The sequence below is a fragment of the Streptomyces sp. NPDC058685 genome, from assembly GCF_042714725.1.
Classification (GTDB): Bacteria; Actinomycetota; Actinomycetes; order Streptomycetales; family Streptomycetaceae; genus Streptomyces.
Map to the genome: position 1 here is coordinate 39,540 of NZ_JBHXSL010000012.1, position 19,022 is coordinate 58,561.

At 72.2% G+C, this 19,022-nt stretch carries 15 protein-coding genes; 4 read left to right on the plus strand and 11 right to left on the minus strand.

Annotation, left to right across the window (positions count from 1 at the left end; all coding sequences use genetic code 11):
- The first annotated feature begins 100 nt into the window (after window positions 1-100).
- Window positions 101-1,600: an ArnT family glycosyltransferase gene (locus ACFWU3_RS13880; protein WP_384435819.1), complete on the plus strand. Its 1,500-nt coding sequence runs from the start codon at window positions 101-103 to the stop codon at window positions 1,598-1,600.
- A 141-nt stretch (window positions 1,601-1,741) separates the two neighbouring features.
- On the opposite strand, the gene ACFWU3_RS13885 is transcribed toward ACFWU3_RS13880, so the two are convergent.
- From ACFWU3_RS13885 to ACFWU3_RS13910, 6 genes are all read right to left on the minus strand, one after another.
- Window positions 1,742-2,128 (minus strand): NTP pyrophosphohydrolase, encoded by a 387-nt coding sequence (locus ACFWU3_RS13885; RefSeq protein WP_384435822.1) that lies wholly within the window; start codon window positions 2,126-2,128, stop codon window positions 1,742-1,744.
- 67 nt (window positions 2,129-2,195) lie between these two features.
- Complete coding sequence (locus tag ACFWU3_RS13890) at window positions 2,196-4,322, minus strand: 3-hydroxyacyl-CoA dehydrogenase NAD-binding domain-containing protein (RefSeq protein ID WP_384435825.1); 2,127 nt, start codon at window positions 4,320-4,322, stop codon at window positions 2,196-2,198.
- A complete protein-coding gene (locus tag ACFWU3_RS13895; RefSeq protein ID WP_313943536.1) occupies window positions 4,319-5,539 on the minus strand; it encodes an acetyl-CoA C-acyltransferase in 1,221 nt (406 codons plus the stop codon). Before ACFWU3_RS13895 ends, ACFWU3_RS13890 begins: the two co-directional genes overlap by 4 nt.
- 968 nt (window positions 5,540-6,507) lie before the next feature.
- The gene (locus ACFWU3_RS13900; RefSeq protein WP_384435828.1) at window positions 6,508-7,797 is read right to left on the minus strand and encodes an HRDC domain-containing protein; all 1,290 of its coding nucleotides are present in this window, start codon (window positions 7,795-7,797) and stop codon (window positions 6,508-6,510) included.
- A 78-nt stretch (window positions 7,798-7,875) separates the two neighbouring features.
- Complete coding sequence (locus tag ACFWU3_RS13905) at window positions 7,876-8,538, minus strand: response regulator transcription factor (protein ID WP_313943533.1); 663 nt, start codon at window positions 8,536-8,538, stop codon at window positions 7,876-7,878.
- Between the two features lie 277 nt (window positions 8,539-8,815).
- On the minus strand, window positions 8,816-9,496 hold the full coding sequence (locus ACFWU3_RS13910) for a DUF3000 domain-containing protein (protein WP_384435833.1): 681 nt from the start codon (window positions 9,494-9,496) through the stop codon (window positions 8,816-8,818).
- A 92-nt stretch (window positions 9,497-9,588) separates the two neighbouring features.
- Between ACFWU3_RS13910 and hemE the strand changes: the two genes are divergently transcribed.
- A complete protein-coding gene (hemE, locus tag ACFWU3_RS13915; RefSeq protein ID WP_384435836.1) occupies window positions 9,589-10,653 on the plus strand; it encodes a uroporphyrinogen decarboxylase in 1,065 nt (354 codons plus the stop codon).
- Between the two features lie 63 nt (window positions 10,654-10,716).
- Here the strand turns inward: hemE and ACFWU3_RS13920 are convergent, their stop codons facing one another.
- Together ACFWU3_RS13920 and ACFWU3_RS13925 are read right to left on the minus strand one after the other, a co-directional pair.
- Window positions 10,717-12,093, minus strand: a complete 1,377-nt coding sequence (locus tag ACFWU3_RS13920) for an FAD-dependent oxidoreductase (protein WP_384435839.1) — start codon at window positions 12,091-12,093, stop codon at window positions 10,717-10,719.
- A gap of 27 nt (window positions 12,094-12,120) precedes the next feature.
- Entirely contained in the window at window positions 12,121-13,083 is a 963-nt protein-coding gene (locus ACFWU3_RS13925) for a DUF4349 domain-containing protein (protein WP_384435842.1), read from the minus strand.
- 126 nt (window positions 13,084-13,209) lie between these two features.
- On the opposite strand from ACFWU3_RS13925, the gene hemG reads away from it, so the two are divergent.
- Both hemG and hemQ read left to right on the plus strand, forming a co-directional pair.
- A complete protein-coding gene (hemG, locus tag ACFWU3_RS13930; RefSeq protein ID WP_384435845.1) occupies window positions 13,210-14,649 on the plus strand; it encodes a protoporphyrinogen oxidase in 1,440 nt (479 codons plus the stop codon).
- 4 nt (window positions 14,650-14,653) lie between these two features.
- On the plus strand, window positions 14,654-15,373 hold the full coding sequence (hemQ, locus tag ACFWU3_RS13935; protein ID WP_313943527.1) for a hydrogen peroxide-dependent heme synthase: 720 nt from the start codon (window positions 14,654-14,656) through the stop codon (window positions 15,371-15,373).
- Window positions 15,374-15,435: 62 nt separating this feature from the next.
- Here the strand turns inward: hemQ and ACFWU3_RS13940 are convergent, their stop codons facing one another.
- From ACFWU3_RS13940 to ACFWU3_RS13950, 3 genes are all read right to left on the minus strand, one after another.
- On the minus strand, window positions 15,436-17,037 hold the full coding sequence (locus tag ACFWU3_RS13940; RefSeq protein WP_384435849.1) for an alpha/beta hydrolase: 1,602 nt from the start codon (window positions 17,035-17,037) through the stop codon (window positions 15,436-15,438).
- Between the two features lie 98 nt (window positions 17,038-17,135).
- On the minus strand, window positions 17,136-17,921 hold the full coding sequence (locus ACFWU3_RS13945; protein WP_384436164.1) for a TIGR04222 domain-containing membrane protein: 786 nt from the start codon (window positions 17,919-17,921) through the stop codon (window positions 17,136-17,138).
- Window positions 17,922-18,023: 102 nt separating this feature from the next.
- Complete coding sequence (locus ACFWU3_RS13950) at window positions 18,024-19,019, minus strand: TIGR04222 domain-containing membrane protein (RefSeq protein WP_384435852.1); 996 nt, start codon at window positions 19,017-19,019, stop codon at window positions 18,024-18,026.
- Between the last annotated feature and the right edge of the window lie 3 nt (window positions 19,020-19,022).

Genomic DNA, 19,022 nt, shown 5'->3' on the forward strand with positions numbered 1-19,022 from the left:
ACCACCTTTCGCACCGGCCCCGTATGTCCTGCTTCGGTGGGACCTGCGGGGCCGGATACTGTGCGTTTCCGGGCCTGCACCCTGACCCGGAAAGGCACTCATGCCGGCGGAGCCGCCATCCTCGCTACGCCGCGTCCCCGCGCGGTCCCTGCCCCGGCAGCGCCGACGGGCACCGGCACCGGCGCGCCGCCTCCACTACTGGCGGCGGCTGCTTCCGGCCCTCGGCCTGCTCGCGTTCGTCACCCGCCTCCCGTCCTTCGGGCACCGGCTGTGGAGCCCGGACGAGGGCTATCTCGCCGTCCAGGCGCGGATACTGGCGGACGGCGGAGCGCTGTACGAGACCGTCGTCGACCGCAAGCCGCCCCTGCTGCCGCTGCTCTATCAGACGCTGTTCGCGTTGTTCGGCGACGAGTCGCTGCGCTCGGTGAAGGTCCTCGCGGTCATCGCCCAGCTCGTCACCGCCGCACTGCTCGCCGGCATCGCACGCCGCCGCTGGGGCGACCGCGCCGGGCGCACCGCGGGTGTGCTCTATCTGCTGGTGTCCATCGGTCTGAACCCGGAGGACGCCCAGGCCGCCACGTTCGAGGTCTTCATACTGCCGTTCACGGCCGCGGCCGTCCGGTACGCGGACCGCGGCCGCTGGGGCGCCGCGGGCGTCGCGGTGGCGGGGGCGTTCCTCACCAAGCAGACCGGCGGAGCCGTGTTCGGCCCGGTCCTGTGGCTGCTGTGGCAGAACGCTCAGGTGCACCGGAGCGCACTGCTGCGCACGGCCCTGGGATTCGCCGTGCCGGTCCTGGCCGCCGCGCTGCTCACGGACCCGTCCGGCTTTCTGTTCTGGACGGTCACCGGATCGGGGGCGTACGCCTCCTTCACCGGCTCCGAACTGCATGTCCTGTCCCGGGCCGTGGCCAACACGGCGCTGCTCGGGGTCGCCTGCGCGGGACTGGTCCCGCCGGTCGTGCGGGTGCTGCGCAGTGCGCGCACGGGCGTGGGCGACCTCTGGCTGTGGCTGGCGTCGTCGGCGGCCGCCGTGCTGCTGGGTTTCCACTTCTTCGGGCACTACTACCTGCAACTGATCCCGCCGCTGGCTCTGTTGGCGACGGGAGCCCTGCAGATCCTGCCGCGTCACCGGCTCGCGTCCGCGCTGGCGTGGTCGGCCTGCGGCTGCGCCCTGTTCCTCCTCTGGGGGACGCTGACGCCGCGTCCGGAGCTGGCCCACGCCCAGCGCCTCGCGACGGCCGTACAGGCCCGTACAGGCCCCGCTGAGAGCGTTCTCGTGTGGGGGATACACCCCGAGACGTACTGGCTCGCCGACCGGCCGCCCGCCAGCCGCTTTCTGACGGCCGGTCTGCTCACCAACTACAGCGGTGGCCGCAACGGCCCCCAGGTGGGGGAGAAGTACGGGGTGGAGGGCGCCTGGCCCACGTTCGCCGACGAGATGCGCGCCCACCCGCCGGCGCTGATCGTCGACGACTCCCGGGGCAAACCGTTCGCCCCCGAACGCGTCCCGACCCTGCGCAGGCTCCTGGAGCGGCACTACGAACCGCTCCCCGACGAGATCGACGGCGCTGTGCTCTACGTCCGCTCGTCCGGTGGCTGAGAGCCTGTCGGGTGATCTTCGACCGGGAAGCGGATGCGGTCTGGTGCGTGCGATTCCAAGGCGCCGGGATGCCCTTGTAGCGGAGCTACCAGGGTATTTCGGTAACGCGGGAAGGGTGCGTGCCAGGGCGTGGACGCCCGGTCAGAGGTCACCCGACAGGTTCTGAAGGGCCCTGGGACCCACGCAGCCGGCGCCGAGTGCCTCGACGCGCCGCCGCAGTTCCCGGTCGGCCGTGACCACCACGATGTCCCGGCCGGCATCCGCCTCGGCGACCAGCTCCACGATCCGGTCGTCACCGCTGCCGGGAGCCGAGGAGACCCGTACCGCGGGGATGCTCTCCACACCCCGCGCGGCCCCCTCGGCGACGAGCACCACGTCGAGGGGACCGGGGTGCGCCGGCAGCCCGGCGGCGGCGACCTGCGGCAGCCGGTCGCGCAGCCGCTCCACGGCCCCGCGCCGGTCCCGCCACCAGCCGTCCGGCACGGATCCGATGACGTTGGCCGCATCGACGATCAGCAGGGGTTCCATGCGGCCAGCGTGACATGCGAAGGCCCCGGCACCGAGAGAGGTGCCGGGGCCTTCGTCAGCGGTTCGGCTACGCGGGGACGCTCGCGACGCCCTGCGCCAGGAACGGCTTGCCGTTCACCCGCTGGGAGACACCCTCACGGTCCAGGTATGGCGTGATGCCGCCCAGGTGGAAGGGCCAGCCGGCGCCGGTGATCAGGCAGAGGTCGATGTCCTGGGCCTCGGCCACGACACCCTCGTCCAGCATGAGACCGATCTCCTGCGCCACCGCGTCGAGAACGCGGTCGCGGACCTGCTCCTCGGTGAGGACGGAGTCGCCCTGCTGGAGGAGTGCGGCGACCTCGGGGTCCAGCTCCGGCTTGCCGGAATCGTAGACGTAGAAGCCGCGCTTGCCGGCCTTGACCACCGCGGCCAGGTTCGCCGAGACCGTGAAGCGGTCCGGGAAGGCGCGGTTGAGGGTCTCGGAGACGTGCAGACCGATCGCCGGGCCGACGAGCTCCAGCAGGACCAGCGGCGACATCGGCAGACCGAGCGGCTCGATCGCCTTCTCGGCGGTGGCGACCGGGGTGCCCTCGTCGATGACGTTCTGGATCTCGCCCATGAAGCGGGTCAGGATGCGGTTCACGACGAACGCCGGGGCGTCCTTCGTCAGGACCGCGGTCTTCTTCAGCTTCTTCGCGACACCGAACGCGGTGGCGAGCGAGGCGTCGTCCGTCTGCTCGCCGCGGACGATCTCCAGCAGCGGCAGGACCGCGACCGGGTTGAAGAAGTGGAAGCCGACGACCCGCTCCGGGTGCCGGAGCTTCGACGCCATCTCGGTGACGGACAGCGAGGAGGTGTTGGTGGCGAAGATCGCGTGGGCGGGGGCGACGGCCTCCACCTCGGCGAACACCTGCTGCTTGACGCCGATCTCCTCGAAGACGGCCTCGATGATGAAGTCGGCGTCGGAGAAGCCCTCCGCCTTGTCCAGCACACCGGAGACCAGGGCCTTCAGGCGGTTGGCCTTGTCCTGGTTGACGCGGCCCTTGCCGAGCAGCTTGTCGATCTCGGCGTGGACGTAGCCCACACCCTTGTCGACGCGCTCCTGGTCGATGTCGGTCAGGACGACCGGCACCTCGAGGCGGCGCAGGAACAGCAGCGCCAGCTGGGAGGCCATCAGGCCAGCGCCCACGACGCCGACCTTGGTCACCGGACGCGCCAGGCTCTTGTCCGGGGCGCCCGCGGGACGCTTGGCCCGCTTCTGCACCAGGTTGAAGGCGTAGATGCCGCTGCGCAGTTCGCCGCCCATGATCAGGTCGGCCAGCGCGGTGTCCTCGGCGTCGAAGCCGGCCTGGAGGTCGCCGTCCTTGGCGGCGGCGACGATGTCCAGGGCGCGGTAGGCGGCCGGGGCGGCGCCGTGCACCTTGGAGTCGGCGATGGCACGGCCGCGGGCGACGGCCTGGTCCCAGGCGTCACCGCGGTCGATCTCCGCCCGCTCGACGACGATCTCGCCCTTGAGGACGGACGCCGTCCACAGCAGCGACTGCTCCAGGAAGTCGGCGCCCTCGAAGATCGCGTCGGCGATGCCGAGGTCGAAGACCTGCGCGCCCTTGAGCTGCTTGTTCTGGTTGAGCGAGTTCTCGATGATGACCGAGACCGCGCGCTCCGGGCCGATCAGGTTCGGCAGCAGTGCGCAGCCGCCCCAGCCGGGGACGAGACCGAGGAAGACCTCGGGCAGTGAGAAGGCGGGGATGGCCTGCGAGACGGTGCGGTAGGAGCAGTGCAGACCGACCTCGACACCGCCGCCCATCGCCGCGCCGTTGTAGTACGCGAAGGTCGGCACCGCGAGGTGGGACAGACGCTTGAAGACGTCGTGGCCGCCCTTGCCGATGGCGAGCGCGTCGGAGTGCTCCTTGAGCAGCTCGACACCCTTGAGGTCGGCGCCGACGGCGAAGATGAACGGCTTGCCGGTGATGCCGACGCCGGTGATCGAGCCCTCCGACGCCTCCTTCTCGACCTGGTCGATCGCGGCGTCGAGGTTCGCGAGCGACTGCGGACCGAAGGTGGTCGGCTTGGTGTGGTCCAGGCCGTTGTCGAGCGTGATCAGCGCGAAGCGGCCCGCGCCGGGCAGGTCGAGGTGGCGTACGTGCGCCTGCGTGACGACCTCGTCGGGGAACAGCTCGGCCGCGCCCTTCAGGAGTTCCGTGGTGGTGCTCACTTGGTGCCTCCGTCGAAGTGCGGGTTCTCCCAGATGACCGTCGCGCCCATGCCGAAGCCGACGCACATCGTGGTGAGGCCGTAGCGGACCTCGGGCTGCTCCTCGAACTGGCGGGCCAGCTGCGTCATCAGACGGACACCGGAGGAGGCCAGCGGGTGGCCGAACGCGATGGCGCCGCCGTACTGGTTGACGCGCGCGTCGTCGTCGGCGATGCCGTAGTGGTCGAGGAAGGCGAGCACCTGGACGGCGAAGGCCTCGTTGACCTCGAAGAGGTTGATGTCCTCGATCGACAGGCCCGCCTTGGCCAGCGCCTTCTCGGTCGCCGGGATGGGGCCGTAGCCCATCACCTCGGGCTCGACGCCGGCGAAGGCGTACGAGACGAGACGCATCTTGACCGGCAGGTTGTTCTCGCGCGCGAACTCCTCGGACGCGATGAGCGAGGCGGTGGCGCCGTCGTTGAGACCGGCGGCGTTGCCCGCGGTGACGCGGCCGTGCACACGGAAGGGGGTCTTCAGACCCGCGAGGCTCTCCAGCGTGGTGCCGGGGCGCATCGGCTCGTCCTGCGTGACGAGGCCCCAGCCGGTCTCGCCGGCCTCGGGGTTGGTGCGGCGGACCGAGATCGGCACCAGGTCCTGCTGGATCTTGCCGTTCGCGTACGCCTTCGCCGCCTTCTCCTGCGAGCGCACGGCGTACTCGTCGGCGCGCTGCTTGGTGATGTGCGGGTAGCGGTCGTGCAGGTTCTCCGCGGTCATGCCCATGAACAGGGCGGACTCGTCGACGAGCTTCTCGCTCACGAACCGCGGGTTCGGGTCGACGCCCTCACCCATGGGGTGGCGGCCCATGTGCTCGACACCGCCGGCGACGGCGATGTCGTACGCACCGAAGGCCACGCTGCCCGCGACGGAGGTGACGGCGGTCAGGGCGCCGGCACACATACGGTCGATCGAGTAGCCGGGCACGGACTGCGGCAGACCCGCGAGGATGCCCGCGGTGCGGCCGATGGTCAGGCCCTGGTCACCGATCTGCGTGGTCGCGGCGATCGCCACCTCGTCGATCTTCGCGGGGTCGAGGTCCGGGTTGCGGCGCAGCAGCTCCCGGATCGCCTTCACGACGAGATCGTCGGCCCGGGTCTCGTGGTAAATGCCCTTCGGGCCCGCCTTGCCGAACGGGGTGCGGACGCCGTCGACGAAGACGACGTCCCTGACGGTACGAGGCACGATGGCTCTCCTCCAGGGTGCGGGGTGGCACTGCTGCGGGGCGCGCTGAGCGCGCGCTTTCCTCCGGCCATGCTACTTGTGGGTAACCAAGCTGCCCACCCCAAGCGGCGGGAGCGGCGAACGTCACACCGGGCCGAGGCGCGTCAGCCGTTCCGGGGGGGCGGGGATGCGTGGAGGGCTTCCGCCGCGTGCCCTGCGCCTGATCGGCGGGCGGGGGCGGGACGTCCAGCCCGTGCAGCGGGGGAGCACCCGCCCGCAGGGTGTGCCGTGGCACCCGCGCCTGGATGACGCCCCGGGCCCGCGTTCGATCGCCGGGCCGGGCCGGAGCATCCGGCCTTCCTACGCGGGAGACCTGCCCGCAGGGTGTCGGTGCCATCGGCGTGTGGATGCACGGCGGTTCCGCCGTGGGGCCCGCGCCTGGACGGGCAGGCCCACCGGGCGTGCCGTGACCGGCCGGCCGGGGAAAGCACGCCCGCAGCCTGTGCCGTACCACCGGCGTGCGGGGTCTCGGTGGGGCCCGCCCCGAGTCGGTGGTGGGCGGGACATTCAGCCCGTCCGGCGTGGGAGGCACCTGCCCGTAGGCGTGGCCGCTGACCGTGCGGGGATTGCCGCAGGCCCCGCGCCCGGTTGCCAGGCGGGACCGGGGCATCCGGCCCGTCCGGCGGGTGAGGTACCCGCCCGCAGGGTGTGCTCGGCCATCGCGTGCGGGGATCGGCGCAGGCCCCGAGCCCGATCGCCCGATTGCCAGGCGGGACCCGGGCATCCAGCCCGTCCCGTGTGCGAACCCGCCCGCAGGGTGTGTCACCGGCGTGCGGATCATCGCGGGGCTCCGGCCCAGGCCAGGCGGCGGGCCGGAGCATCCGGCCCGTCACGCGCGGGAGCACCCGCCCGCAGGGTGTGCCGGGCCACCGCGTGCGGGCCCCGCTCCCCGAACGCCCGGCGCGGACGGAGACGCGGGGTCCGGCGCGTCAGGTCGTTGCCGTGGCCGCCAGCGCGCGCGTCAGCAGGGGTGCCACCTGTTCGATCTGCCATGGACGCGCCCCGTGCGACGCCAGCGCCTGCGCCACCGTCTCGACCGACGGCTGCGCCGGCGGTTCCCAGCACACCCGCCGGACCGTGTCCGGAGTGATCAGGTTCTCCTGCGGCAGGTTCAGTTCCTCCGCGAGCGCGGACACCGCGGCCCGCGCCGCCGTGAGACGTGCGGCGGCGGCCGGGTCCTTGTCGGCCCAGGATCGCGGCGGAGGCGGGCCGTTCAGCTGCTGGCCCGGCTGCGGCAGCTCGGCGTCGGGCAGTGCCTTCGCCCGGTCGACCGCCGCCTGCCACTGCTCCAGCTGCCGCCGGCCCATCCGGTGCCCGAACCCGGGCAGCGCGGTCAGCGCCTGCACATCCGCCGGGAGGGCGAGCGCCGCCTCCACGATCGCGCCGTCGCCCAGCACCTTGCCCGGTGACACGTCCCGCCGCTGGGCCACCCGGTCCCGGGTCGTCCACAGCTCCCGTACGACGGCCATCTGACGCCGCCGGCGCACCTTGTGCATGCCGGACGTCCGCCGCCAGGGGTCCTTGCGCGGGGGAGCGGGCGGCGCCGAGGCGATCGCGTCGAACTCCTGGTGGGCCCACTCGAGCTTGCCCTGCCGGTCCAGCTCCTTCTCCAGCGAGTCGCGCAGATCGATCAGCAGCTCGACGTCGAGCGCGGCATAGCGCAGCCACGGCTCGGGGAGCGGGCGGGTCGACCAGTCGACGGCGGAGTGGCCCTTCTCCAGCGCGTACCCGAGGACGGACTCCACCATCGCGCCGAGCCCGACCCGGGGGAACCCGGCGAGCCGCCCGGCCAGTTCGGTGTCGAAGAGCCGGGTGGGGAGCATGCCTATTTCGCGCAGGCACGGCAGGTCCTGTGTCGCGGCGTGCAGGATCCACTCCGTGCCGGACAGCACCTCGCCCAGACCGGACAGATCGGGGCAGCCGATCGGATCGATCAGCGCGCTGCCCGCGCCCTCACGGCGCAGCTGTACGAGATAGGCGCGCTGCCCGTAGCGGTAGCCGGAGGCGCGCTCCGCGTCGACGGCGACGGGGCCGGTGCCGCCGGCGAACGCGGCGATCACGTCGGCCAGCGCGTCGGCGTCGGCGACGACCGGAGGGATCCCCTCGCGGGGCTCCAGCAAGGGGATCGGTACTTCTTCGGCTGCGACGCCGTCGTCCGGGGGAGCGCCCCCGGCGGTTCGCAGTGCGGTCTCTGCTGCGGTCTCTTGGGCGTCGGTCACGTGTCAAGGGTATCTGTGAACGGACAGCGCCCGTCGACGGAACGTTCCGTCGACGGGCGCGAAAGAAATGTGGAGCGATCAGTGAATGATGCCGGTGCGCAGGGCGACGGCGACCATGCCGGCACGGTCGCCCGTGCCGAGCTTGCGGGCGATACGGGCGAGGTGGCTCTTGACGGTGAGCGCGGACAGGCCCATCGAGACGCCGATGGCCTTGTTCGACTGGCCTTCGGCGACGAGCCGGAGCACCTCGACCTCACGGCCGGAGAGCTCGCGGTAGCCGCCCGGGTGGCTCGGGGCACCCGGGGGGCGGCGGTGCAGTCGGCCGGCTCCGGCGCCGATGGGCGCCGCGCCGGGGCGGGTGGGGTGACCGATGTTCGTACGGGTACCGGTGACGACGTATCCCTTGACGCCGCCGGCGAGCGCGTTGCGCACCGCGCCGATGTCGTCGGCGGCGGACAGGGCCAGACCGTTCGGCCAGCCGGCCGCGCGGGTCTCGGACAGGAGGGTCAGCCCGGAACCGTCGGGCAGGTGGACGTCGGCAACGCAGATGTCGCGCGGGTTGCCGACGCGGGGACGGGCCTCCGCGATGGACGACGCCTCGATCACGTCACGTACTCCGAGGGCCCACAGGTGGCGGGTGACGGTGGAGCGGACGCGCGGGTCGGCCACGACGACCATGGCCGTCGGCTTGTTCGGGCGGTAGGCGACCAGGCTTGCAGGCTGCTCGAGAAGAACGGACACCAGGCCTCCTGGGGAAGGTGCGGGACGGGGCCGGCTCGGGGAAGCCGGGGCGAAACCGTGCAGTTAGGTCACTGACCTCTTCGGCACCGAACCCGGCCGCCTTTAGAGAATGATCACGATTTAGTGAGTAACAATTGGGGCAATTCGGACAGGTGATCGATCATCCTACGAGCGAACTCATCAGGCTGTTCGTGCGAGGTCGGGCGGGGAGAGAGGTACGGGCACAGCACGAAGCACGGCCCGCGCACAGTGTCGCGGGCCGTACCGGGGGTGAACGTCACCGATGCTGCGGGCCCCGCCGCTGGGGAAGGGAGACCACGCCCGTCACCGCGTCCGCCGGACCGGCCGGCGTCGGCGGCAGTCCCGCGACCTGACAGAGCAGATCGCACCAGGCAGCGAGGTGTGTGCCCGAGTCCGGCACCCCGCCGTGACCCTCGCGCGGTGTCCAGGACGCACGGATCTCGATCTGCGTCGCGGGGCGCCGGTCGGAGAGTCCACCGAAATAGTGAGACCCCGCGCGGGTGACGGTGCCGCTCGGCTCACCGTACGAAAGTCCGCGCGCTTCCAAGGCGCCCGTCAGCCACGACCAGCACACCTCCGGAAGCAGCGGGTCGGCGGCCATCTCCGGTTCGAGCTCCGCCCGCACCAGAGTCACCATCCTGAACGTGCCCTGCCAGGCGTCGTGGCCGGCCGGGTCGTGCAGCAGAACAAGGCGCCCGTCGGCGAGATCGTCGTCGCCGTCGACCACCGCCGCCTCCAGCGCGTAGGCATGCGGGGCGAGCCGCTGTGGCGGCCGGGCCGGATCCACCTCGATCTCGGGGCGCAGCCGTGCGGCCCGCAGCGCGTCGACCGCCTGCGAGAACGCGCGAGGGACGGCATTCCCCTCCGCGCTGTCCGTCGCATCAGCGCCGTTGGAATGATCCGGATGATCAGAAAACTGTCCCTGAGCCGCAGCCATGCGGGGAAGAGTAGGCGGAACGGGGGCTCGGCGCAGGGAGGGACACCCGGGCCGGGGCAGCCACTTCAGGTGTACGTGCGAAGATTTGGGGCGTGAGCGCCAACGAACGCCCCTCGGGCCAGCAGCCGAAGACGTACGACTCCGCCTTTCTCAAGGCGTGCAGGCGCGAGCCGGTGCCGCACACGCCGGTCTGGTTCATGCGGCAGGCGGGCCGCTCGCTGCCCGAGTACCTGAAGGTCCGCGAGGGCATTCCGATGCTCGAGTCGTGCATGCGCCCCGAGCTCGTCACCGAGATCACGCTGCAGCCCGTACGGCGTCACAAGGTCGACGCCGCGATCTACTTCAGCGACATCGTCGTCCCGCTCAAGGCGATCGGCATCGACCTCGACATCAAGCCCGGCGTCGGACCCGTCGTCGCCGACCCGATCCGCACCCGGGCCGACCTGGACCGGCTGCGCGACCTCACGCCCGAGGACGTCTGGTACGTCACCGAGGCGATGGGCATGCTCACCCAGGAGCTCGGCTCCACCCCGCTCATCGGCTTCGCCGGTGCGCCCTTCACCCTTGCGAGCTATCTCGTCGAGGGCGGCCCCTCGCGCAACCACGAGCACACCAAGGCGCTGATGTACGGCGACCCGCAGCTGTGGGCGGATCTGCTGGACCGGCTCGCGGAGATCACCTCCGCGTTCCTCACGGTGCAGATCGAGGCGGGCGCGAGTGCGGTGCAGCTGTTCGACTCGTGGGTGGGGGCGCTCGCTCCCGCGGACTACCGGCGTTCGGTGATGCCGGCGTCGGCGAAGGTGTTCGACGCGGTCGCCTCGTACGGCGTGCCCCGCATCCACTTCGGTGTGGGCACGGGCGAACTGCTCGGTCTGATGGGCGAGGCCGGCGCGGACGTCGTGGGTGTCGACTGGCGCGTCCCGATGGACGAGGCCGCGCGCCGCGTCGGCCCCGGCAAGGCCCTCCAGGGCAACCTCGACCCGGCGGTGCTCTTCTCCACCCGCGAGGCGGTCGAGACGAAGACCCGCGAGGTGCTGGACGCGGCGTCGGACCTCGACGGCCACATCTTCAACCTGGGCCACGGGGTGCTCCCGACCACGGACCCGGACGCCCTGACCCGGCTCGTGGAGTTCGTCCACGAGCGGACCGTCCGCTAGGTCCTCCACGCCGTGACCCGTGACCGGGCTCCAAGCCCGGTCACGGCAGGGTTCGGACCGGGCTCAGCCCGCCTTGCGGACCGCTGCCAGTGCCTTGCGGGCCGCGACCAGGACCGGGTCCCAGACCGGTGAGAACGGCGGTGCGTAGCCCAGGTCCAGGGCCGTCATCTGCTCCACCGTCATCCCGGCCGTCAGCGCCACCGCCGCGATGTCGACCCGCTTGCCCGCGCCCTCCCGGCCGACGATCTGGGTACCCAGCAGCCGGCCCGTGCGGCGCTCGGCGAGGATCTTCACCGTCATGGGCGCCGCGTCCGGGTAGTAGCCCGCCCGGCTCGTCGACTCGATCGTCGCGGTGACGTACTGGAGTCCGACCGCGGCCGCGTCCTTCTCGCGCAGACCGGTCCGCGCGATCTCCAGCTCGCACACTTTGCTGACCGCCGTGCCGACGATGCCCGGGAACGTGCCGTACCCGCCGCCGACGTTCGACCCGATGATCTGGCCGTGCTTGTTGGCGTGCGTGCCCAGCGGGACGTGCCGCTCGCGGCCCGAGACCAGGTCCAGCACCTCGACGCAGTCGCCGCCCGCCCAGATGTTGTCGTGACCGCGGACCCGCATGGCCAGATCGGTCAGCAGCCCGCCGTACGCACCGAGCGGCAGCCCCGCGGCCTCGGCGAGCGTCGTCTCCGGCCGCACGCCGATGCCGAGGATCACCACGTCCGCCGGGTACTCCCTGTCCGCCGTGGCCACCGCGCGGACCCGGCCGTCCTCACCGGTGAGGACCTTGGTGACCTCGGCCTCGTTCACCGTCGTGATGCCCATGTTGTCCATCGCGGTGTGGACCAGCAGACCCATGTCCGGGTCGAGGGTGATCATCGGCTGCTCGCCGCGGTTGAGGACGGTCACCTCGAAGCCGCGCTTCAGCATCGCCTCGGCCATCTCCACGCCGATGTAGCCCGCGCCGACCACCACCGCGCGGCGACCCTCGGTGCCGGCGAGCGTGTCCAGCAGCTGCTGGCCGTCGTCCAGGTTCTGCACTCCGTGCACCCCGGGCGCGTCGATGCCCGGCAGCGGCGGGCGGACCGGGCGGGCGCCGGTCGCGATCACCAGCTTGTCGTAGCCGGTCCAGGCCACCTCGCCGCTCTCCAGGTCACGCGAGCGCACCCGGTTCCCGGCGACATCGATCTCCGTGACCTCCGTGCGCATGCGCAGATCGATGGAGCGCTCGCGGTGCTCCTCGGGCGTACGGGCGATCAGCTGCTCCCGTTCGCGTACGTCACCGCTGACCCAGTAGGGGATCCCGCAGGCCGAGAACGAGCTGAAGTGGCCGCGCTCGAACGCGACGATCTCCAGCTCGTTGGGGCCCTTGAGCCTGCGTGCCTGCGATGCGGCGGACATGCCCGCCGCATCGCCCCCGACGATGACCAGTCGCTCTGTTGCCATGGGAACACGCTACGGGGGAGCGGCCGTTCAGTCCTGGCCAGGGCCCCGCGCCGGGCCGGATCCCGTGCCACCCGCATGTTTGTCGCCCGGCCACGGCAGAGGCGCGGGTGCCGCCGGCTCGGTGGCCGCGCGCCGCGGCAGCCGCGGCCGCACTCCCCAGCGCCAGAGCGCGTAGAGCAGCACCAGCACCGCGGCGAACGGGGCCACCGCGCCGATCACGACGCCTGCCCAGCGGCCCGTGGCGACCAGCGCGTCCCAGCCGCCGCCGAGCGCGTCCAGGAAGCCCGGGTCGTCGTCGCGCTGCTCCTCCTTCTTCTCCTTCTCGGAGAGCGAGAGGGTGATCGTCGCCAGCGTGGTGCGGTCCTTGAGCGCGGCCTGCTGCGCGAGCAGCGACTCCAGATCGGCCTGACGGCTGCTCAGCTGGCCTTCGAGCGCGACGATGTCGCCGAGCTTCGTGGCCCGGCCCATCAGTGCCCGCACCCGGGCCACGCTCGCCCGCTGGGTGGCGATCCGGCTCTCCACGTCCACGACCTGGTCGGTGACGTCCTTGGCGTCCGCCTTGCGGGACAGCAGCCTGCCCGTGCCCGCCAGTGTCGACAGCACCTCGTCGTAACTCTCCTGCGGCACCCGCAGCACGACCCGCGAGGCCACATGCGTGTCGTCGATCCGTTCCGTCGACTCGTCGGCGACATGACCCCCGGCCGTCTCGACGGCGCTGCGGGCGGAGGCCAGGGCCTTCTGTGCGTCCGCGACCTCCACCTCCAGCGCCGCGGTACGGATGATGTGCGCCGGCGCGAGGGAGACCGGCTTCTTCGGCGCGGCGTGCTGCGCGTCGGACTCCGCCCTGTCCGCGGCGGAACCCGCCGCCCCCTCCCGCGCGGCCGGTCCGGCGGCGCTCTCCCCCTTGTCGTCGCTCGCGCCGCCGCTGCATCCGGCGACGGTGAGTGAAGCGGTGAGCAGCAGTGCCGCGAACGTACGTCGAGCCCGCATGTCGGCCCCCCAGGGACATCGGTGAGTGTCACCGGTTCGACGGCGGGCCCGCGGCAAGGGTTGCCGTCCTGCGGTCCCGAAGCGGTCACGGTCGGGACTCGGAACGGCGTTTGAGAGAGTGGGGACATGGAGTCTTCCCCGAACACGGGCACCCCCACCGGCCATGTCGTCGTCGTGGGCGGCGGCATCGCCGGCCTCGCGGCCGCCCACCGGCTCGTCACCGCCGGGGTGCGTGTGACGCTGCTGGAGGCGACCGACCGGCTGGGCGGCAAGCTGCAGACCGGCGAGATCGAGGGGCTGGCCGTCGACCTCGGTGCCGAGTCCATGCTCGCCCGCCGCCCGGAGGCCGTCGACCTGGCCCGCGCCGTGGGACTCGGCGAGCGGCTCCAGCCGCCCGCCACGGCCACCGCCTCCGTGTGGACGCGCGGGGCGCTGCGCCCGATGCCCAAGGGGCATGTCATGGGCGTACCGGGCTCCGCCGACGCCCTCGCCGGACTCCTCTCCGCCGACGGCGTCGCCCGGATCGAGCGGGAGCGCGACCTGGCCCCCGTCGAACTCGGCGACGATGTCGCGGTGGGCACCTACGTCGCCGAGCGCCTCGGCCGCGAGGTCGTCGACCGGCTGGTCGAGCCCCTCCTCGGTGGGGTGTACGCGGGCGACGCCTACCGGATCTCGATGCGCGCCGCCGTCCCCCAGCTCTTCGAGGCGGCCAGGACACACGACTCCCTGCTGGAGGGCGTGGCCGAGATCCAGCGCCGGGCGCAGGAACGGCCGCAGAGCGGGCCCGTCTTCATGGGCATCGCCGGCGGTGTCGGCCTGCTGCCGGGCGCCGTCGCCGACGCGGTACGTGCCGCCGGCGGCGAGATCCTCACCGAGACCCCCGTCGTCGGCCTGAGCCGTGACGCCGAGGGCTGGCGGATCCGTACCGACCGCGGGGAGTTCGCCGCCGACGCCGTGGTGCTCGCCACCCCCGCCTGGTCGGCCTCGGCCCTGCTCTCCGCCGAGTCGCCCGAAGCCTCCGCCGAACTCGGCCGGATCGAGTACGCCTCCATGGCCCTGGTGACCCTGGCCTTCCGGCGAGCGGACCTGACCGGCCTGCCGGACGGCAGCGGCTTCCTGGTGCCGCCGGTCGACGGCCGCACCATCAAGGCCTCCACCTTCTCCAGCAGCAAGTGGGGCTGGGTCGGCGAGAGCTCATCGGACCTGTTCGTCCTGCGCACCTCCATCGGCCGGTACGGCGAGGAGGAGCACCTGCACCGCGAGGACGCCGACCTCGTCGGGGTGTCCCTGGACGACCTCGGGGCTGCGACGGGGCTCGCGGCCCGGCCCGTGGCCACCGAGGTGACGCGCTGGATCGGCGGGCTGCCCCAGTACCCGGTCGGCCATCTGTCCCGTGTCGCCCGCATCCGCGACGAGGTCGCCAAGCTGCCCGGCCTGCGGATCTGCGGGGCCGCGTACGACGGTGTCGGCATCCCCGCCTGCATCGCCGACGGGCGGCGCGCCGCGGAGGAGATCATCGCCACGCCGACCCTGGCGCGAGGCACCGGTCGGCAGGCGGGAGAATAGCCTCATGAGTGCGCCCGAAAAGATCCCGAACGCAGGCAAGAAGGCCAAGGACCTCAACGAGGTCATCCGGTACACGCTGTGGTCCGTCTTCAAGCTGCGCGATGTGCTCCCCAGCGACACCGACCGGTCGGCCTACGCCGACGAGGTCCAGGAGCTGTTCGACCAGCTCGCCGCCAAGGACGTCACCGTGCGCGGCACGTACGACCTGTCCGGGCTGCGCGCCGACGCCGACCTCATGATCTGGTGGCACGCCGAGACCGCGGACGAGCTCCAGGACGCGTACAACCTCTTCCGGCGCACCCGACTCGGCCGGGCGCTGGAGCCGGTCTGGTCGAACATGGCGCTGCACCGCCCCGCCGAGTTCAACAAGTCGCACATCCCGGCCTTCCTGGCCGACGAGACGCCGCGCGACTACGTCAGCGTCTACCCCTTCGTGCGCTCCTACGACTGGTACCTGCTGCCCGACGAGGACCGCCGCCGGATGCTCGCCGACCACGGCAAGATGGCCCGCGGCTACCCGGACGTGCGCGCCAACACCGTGGCGTCGTTCTCCCTCGGCGACTACGAGTGGCTGCTGGCCTTCGAGGCGGACGAGCTGTACCGCATCGTCGACCTGATGCGTCATCTGCGCGCCTCCGAGGCGCGGATGCACGTCCGCGAAGAGGTCCCGTTCTACACCGGCCGCCGCAAGTCGGTCGGCGACCTGGTGGCGGGTCTCGCCTGAGGCTCGCCACACCATGAAGGCCGGGCCCGCATCCGCGGACCCGGCCTCGGCGACCCGGAAGATCAGACGGCGTGCGGCAGCTTCGGCTGCGCGGCCCGCCGGTCCAGCGACACCGGGTCAGGCTCCGGGTGCGGCGCGCACGACGCGCGCCGCACCGGTGTCTCACCGCGGAGCAGGTAGTTCTCCAGGTGGGCGTTGACGCACTCGTTGCTGCCGCCCCCGATGCCGTGCGTCCCGGAGTCCTCCTCCGTGATCAGCACCGACCCCTTCAGCCGCTGCGCCAGTTCGCGCGCCCCTTCGTACGGCGTCGCCGCGTCCCTCTCGGCCGCCAGGATCAGCGTCGGCGGCAGTGCCCCGCGCTTCGTACGGACCTCCAGCGGCTCCTGCCGGGGCGCCGTCCAGAACGCGCACGGCAGGTTCATGAAGGCGTTGTCCCAGGTCTCGAACGGCGCCCTGCGGGCGAGTGCGGTGTTGTCGCGGTCCCAGACCTCCCACTCGGTGGGCCACGGGGCGTCGTTGCACTCGACGGCGGTGTAGACGGCGTTGGCGTTCTCCGAGTCCTTGGCGTACTCCGGCCTCGGGGCGGCCTGCGCGATCAGCGGCTTCTCGTTGCCCTTCAGATACTCCGAGAGCGCGGTCGCCCGCGCCACCCAGACGTCGTCGTAGTACCCGGTGCCGAGGAACGCCGCGTGCAACTGGCCCGGGCCGACCTTGCCGCCCGCCGGCTTCGTGGCGAGACGGTCGCGCGCCTTCTCGTAACTGCGCATGACCTGCTCGGGCGTGGTGCCGAGATGGAACGTCGCGTCGTGCCGCGCGGCCCAGGCGCGGAAGTCCGACCAGCGGCTCTCGAAGGCCAGCGACTGGTCGAGGTTGTTGCGGTACCAGATCTGGTCCGTTTCCGGGTTCACCGCCGAGTCGAAGACCAGGCGGCGTACGTGCGAGGGGAAGAGGGTCGCGTACAGCGCGCCGAAGTACGTGCCGTAGCTGGCGCCCATGAAGGTCAGCCGCGGCTGGCCGAGCGCGGCCCGCAGCACATCGAGGTCACGGGCGTTGTTGAGCGAGGTGTAGTGACGCAGTGCGGGACCGTTCTTGCGCGCACAGCCCTCCGCGTACGCCTTCGCCCGCGCGATCCGCTCGGTCTTGTACGCGGGGGAGGGGTGCATCGGAGACGGAGTCGGGCCCTTGCCGAACTCGGCGGAGTCCTGGCAGGACAGCGGCGCCGAACGGCCCACCCCGCGCGGGGCGTAGCCCACGATGTCGTACGCCCGCGCGATCCGCTTCCACTCCGGGAGCTGGGCCGCCATCGGGAAGTACATGCTGGAGGCGCCGGGGCCGCCCGGGTTGTAGACGAAGGCCCCCTGGTACTCCGTCGCCTCGCCGCTCGCCTTCACGCGGCTGACGGTCAGGGTGATCTGACGGCCCGACGGGTCCGAGTAGTCCAGCGGAACCCTGACCGTGCCGCAGCTGACGGACGAGGGCAGCCCCTCGGCCTTGGGGCAGGCGCCGAACACGATGCCCGCGTCCGCTGCCCGCTTGGCGGCGACAGCCGTCCCCTGCATCTCGGAGTCGAGGGTGGTGGTACCGCCGGCCGGGGCGACGGCCAGTGCGGTGATGACCAATGAGCCGAGGCCGCTCACGGCCCCGTACTTCGTCACTGCTCTCATCGCGTTCCCTTCGTACGGACGGCGGCTGAGCGGCCGTGGAAAGGGAGATCCTTCGCGGAGCAGATAGTCATGTAAAGAACCTGAATGGGGTGTCGGCCTCAATGACCCGTAAGAGGTGAACCACTCGTGCGGCCGACCGTGAGAGCGGCCCGCAGCGACGGGTCGTCGACCGCGCCGACGCCGTGCACCGCCACCGCGGTCAGGAACGCCCGCTCGCTGCCGTCCACGGTGCCGACGAGGCCGACCAGCAGACGCCGGCCGTCGGGTGAGGCCCACCTGGTGTAGGGATGCACCTCGATCCGGGCGATCGCCAGAGCGCCGAGCGTGAGGATCAGCGGCAGCGCGAACCAGATGATCAAGGGACCGCCACCGCCCGCCTCCTGAGGGACCATCAGCAGCGAGAGCACCGCCAGCGCCGCGGTGAGCACGGTCGCGCCGCGCACCTGACGGACGGCGGACGCCACCTGCGTCCGGTCCCGGTCCGGGACGGCGAGACCCGCGTGGACCAGACGGTCGGCGAGGGTGCGCACCGCGTCGGCGGCGGACGCGGCGGCCCGTACCGCCCCTATCCGCGCCTGACCCGCGGGTCCGATGGCGCCGATCACCGAACGTTCCAGATCGTCCTCGCCGTCCGGGTCCACGACGGTGGCCCAGCCCGTGTGCGCCAGCAGCAGCCTGCGCCGGCGGTGCATGGAGACGAGGGTGAGCTCGGTGACCCGATGTGGTCCGCCGGCCAGGAAGGCCGCCTCGTACAGCGTCAACTCCCGCTGTGCGCCGAGCCGCGCGCTGGGCGGGCGGGCCGTGTCGACCGCCGCGAGACACAGGCGGGCGCAGCTGAGTCCCGCCGCTGACCAGGCCAGGAACAGAAACAGGAGCGAGAGCATGGGCGTGTTGTACGCGAGATCTCCTTCGCGGCGCCACATCTTGTCCACGATCCGGACACGACACCGGGGACCGGTGACGGCGCGGCGGTCACGGAGAACCGTTCAGGAGCCGCCGCCCCCACAGCTCGACCCGCCGGACGAACCCCCGCAACTCGAGCCGCCCGACGAACCCCCGCAGCTGGAGCCGCCGGAGGACCCGCCGCAGCCGGACCCACCCGACGAACCGCCGCACCCCGAGCCGGAACTGCTGCCGCAGCCGGACCCTCCGCCGCCGTCCGGGCTCGCCGCCGCACACCACACGACCGTGGTGGTGGCCGCGACAGCGGCCGAACGCTCGTACCGGGACACGGGAGTCCGGGCCGCGGTCCTCAGCTGCGCCTGGAGGAAGGGGTCCGTCACGCCGCGCAGGCCGTGGAGGGCGACGAGATGGGCGGGGGAGTGCAGGTGCGCGAACTGCACCCCGAAGGAGCGCAGGGCGTCCTGGCCGGCCGAACTGATCCGGCGGCGTGAGCGGGCGGCCGCCGTGAAGCCGATCCCGATGCCCACGAACAAGGCAGGCAGTACCAGCACGATGAAGGGAATCCCGGGGTCCTCGGGACCCGAGACGAAACTCAGAACCGTGACGACGAACGCGAACGGAAACCCCATCACGCACACGAACCCCTGGCAGAGGCCCCAGACGGTCAGAGCACGGTTCGCCCGGGGCGGGAGCATCAGCCCGCGCGCTGCGAGACCGTCGCCGATCTCCTGCACCGCGGGACTGCGCATCACCGAGCGGCGCAGGGTGTGCAGTGCACCGGTGGGCGACGCGGCCAGTTCGTCGAACACCGCCCGTTCCACGAGGTCCTGGGCGACCGGGCGCTGGGCGACGGCGATGCCGGGACCGCCGATCGCCAGCCGCCCGTCCGCGTGCAGCACGGCGAGCGCCGCGTCCACCACCCGCGCCGGACCGCCGCCGAGGAAGGCGGCCTCGTACACGTCGTGGATCTGTGCCCGGACGCCGGGGGCGGGGCCGCGCTGCGACCTGGACACCAGGACCAGCAGCGCGGTGGACGAGGCGGCCACGGCGACGTGGACGAGGATCGCGAGGACGGTCACGGC